The organism is Neisseria sicca VK64, from assembly GCF_000260655.1.
GTDB lineage: Bacteria > Pseudomonadota > Gammaproteobacteria > Burkholderiales > Neisseriaceae > Neisseria > Neisseria sicca_B.
In genome coordinates, this window is sequence record NZ_AJMT01000077.1 from 1 (window position 1) to 2,376 (window position 2,376).

Genomic DNA, 2,376 nt, shown 5'->3' on the forward strand with positions numbered 1-2,376 from the left:
CGTGTAATTTGTACTGATCCTCGTCACAAACAGCGTCAAGGTTAAGGGAACTTTTCTTTTAGCAAGACTTTGTGGTATAGTGACGAACTTTGCCGTTTAAAGGAAAAAATATGGCTCGTATTGCAGGGGTAAATATCCCTAATAATGCACATATCGTAATTGGCTTGCAGGCTATTTATGGTATCGGTGCTACTCGTGCTAAATTAATTTGCGAGGCAGCAAATATTGCTCCCACTACAAAAGCAAAAGATTTGGACGAGGCTCAATTGGACGCTTTGCGTGAACAAGTTGCCAAGTATGAAGTGGAAGGCGATTTGCGCCGTGAGGTAACGATGAGCATCAAACGATTGATGGACATGGGTTGTTACCGTGGTTTCCGTCATCGTCGAGGTTTGCCTTGTCGTGGTCAACGCACTCGCACAAACGCTCGTACCCGCAAAGGTCCGCGTAAAGCGATTGCTGGTAAAAAATAATTTTTAAGGAATTTTATTAATGGCTAAAGCAAACACAGCTTCGCGTGTACGTAAAAAAGTACGTAAAACCGTAAGCGAAGGTATTGTGCATGTACATGCTTCTTTCAACAATACCATCATTACAATCACTGACCGTCAAGGCAATGCATTGTCTTGGGCTACCTCTGGCGGCGCTGGTTTTAAAGGTTCTCGTAAAAGTACACCGTTTGCAGCTCAAGTGGCTGCAGAAGCAGCTGGTAAAGTTGCCCAAGAATATGGCGTTAAAAATTTAGAAGTTCGTATAAAAGGCCCTGGTCCCGGTCGAGAGTCTTCTGTACGTGCACTCAACGCTCTTGGTTTTAAAATTACCAGTATTACCGACGTTACTCCGTTGCCTCATAACGGTTGCCGTCCGCCTAAAAAACGTCGTATTTAAAGGAGTGATTGAAACATGGCACGTTATATTGGCCCTAAATGTAAATTAGCACGCCGTGAAGGTACTGATTTATTTTTGAAGAGCGCTCGTCGTTCTTTGGATTCTAAATGTAAACTGGACTCCGCTCCTGGTCAGCACGGCGCAAAAAAACCGCGTTTGTCCGACTATGGTTTGCAATTACGTGAGAAGCAAAAGATTCGTCGTATTTATGGCGTATTGGAACGTCAATTCCGTCGCTATTTTGCAGAAGCAGATCGACGTAAAGGCTCTACTGGTGAATTGCTGCTGCAATTGTTAGAGTCTCGTTTGGATAATGTAGTATATCGCATGGGATTTGGCTCGACTCGTGCTGAGGCGCGTCAGCTGGTTTCTCATAAAGCAATTACCGTTAACGGTCAGGTTGTAAATATTCCTTCTTTCCAAGTTAAAGCTGGTGATGTTGTAGCTGTTCGTGAGAAAGCTAAAAAACAGGTTCGTATCCAGGAAGCTTTAAGTCTGGCAACTCAAATCGGTTTACCAAGCTGGGTTTCTGTTGATGCAGACAAATTGGAAGGCGTATTTAAAAATATGCCAGATCGTTCAGAATTAACTGGCGATATTAATGAACAGCTGGTGGTAGAATTCTACTCTAAATAACGCTAGCTCAGTGAGGGACAGTTAAATGCAAAATAGCACAACCGAATTTTTGAAACCTCGTCAAATTGATGTCGATACTTTATCTACAACTCGTGCAAAAGTATCCATGCAGCCGTTTGAGCGCGGTTTTGGTCATACTTTAGGTAATGCTTTGCGTCGTATCTTACTGTCATCCATGAATGGTTTTGCTCCTACTGAAGTGGCCATTTCCGGTGTATTGCACGAATACTCTACTGTTGATGGCGTTCAAGAAGATGTCGTCGATATTTTGTTGAATGTCAAAGGTATTGTATTTAAGCTGCATGGGCGTGGCCAAGTTCAGTTAACTTTGAAAAAAGCAGGGGCCGGTACAGTAGTTGCCGGTGATATTGAATTGCCACATGATGTGGAAATTTTAAATCCTGAGCATATTATTTGTCATTTGGCCGAGAATGGTCAAATTGAGATGGAAATCAAAGTTGAACAGGGGCGTGGTTATCAATCTGTTTCTGGTCGTCGTGTTGTGCGCGATGAAAACCGCCAGATTGGTGCAATTCAGTTGGATGCGAGCTTTTCGCCCATCAGTCGTGTTAGCTTTGAAGTTGAACCTGCACGCGTAGAGCAGCGTACGGATTTAGATAAATTGGTTTTGGATATTGAAACTGATGGTTCTATTGATCCTGAAGAAGCTGTACGTAGTGCTGCTCGTATTTTAATTGATCAAATGTCTATCTTTGCTGATTTGCAAGGTACTCCAGTAGAAGAAGTTGAAGAAAAAGCTCCTCCTATTGACCCTATCCTGCTGCGTCCGGTAGATGATTTGGAATTAACTGTACGTTCAGCTAATTGTCTGAAAGCTGAAGATATTTATTA

At 42.7% G+C, this 2,376-nt stretch carries 5 protein-coding genes; all 5 read left to right on the forward strand.

Translation table 11 applies throughout. The features are described 5' to 3' along the window. On the forward strand, window positions 1–45 hold a 45-nt coding region (gene rpmJ, locus HMPREF1051_RS15565), incomplete at its 5' end, for a 50S ribosomal protein L36 (protein WP_196794311.1). Window positions 46–110: 65 nt separating this feature from the next. Further along, complete coding sequence (gene rpsM, locus HMPREF1051_RS04780) at window positions 111–473, forward strand: 30S ribosomal protein S13 (RefSeq protein ID WP_003749295.1); 363 nt, start codon at window positions 111–113, stop codon at window positions 471–473. Window positions 474–492: 19 nt separating this feature from the next. Then, the gene (gene rpsK / locus HMPREF1051_RS04785) at window positions 493–888 is read left to right on the forward strand and encodes a 30S ribosomal protein S11 (RefSeq protein ID WP_002216249.1); all 396 of its coding nucleotides are present in this window, start codon (window positions 493–495) and stop codon (window positions 886–888) included. 15 nt (window positions 889–903) lie between these two features. Beyond that, complete coding sequence (rpsD, locus tag HMPREF1051_RS04790; RefSeq protein ID WP_003742907.1) at window positions 904–1,524, forward strand: 30S ribosomal protein S4; 621 nt, start codon at window positions 904–906, stop codon at window positions 1,522–1,524. A gap of 25 nt (window positions 1,525–1,549) precedes the next feature. Beyond that, window positions 1,550–2,376, forward strand: an 827-nt coding sequence (locus tag HMPREF1051_RS04795) for a DNA-directed RNA polymerase subunit alpha (RefSeq protein ID WP_003765137.1), incomplete at its 3' end; no start/stop codon positions are given.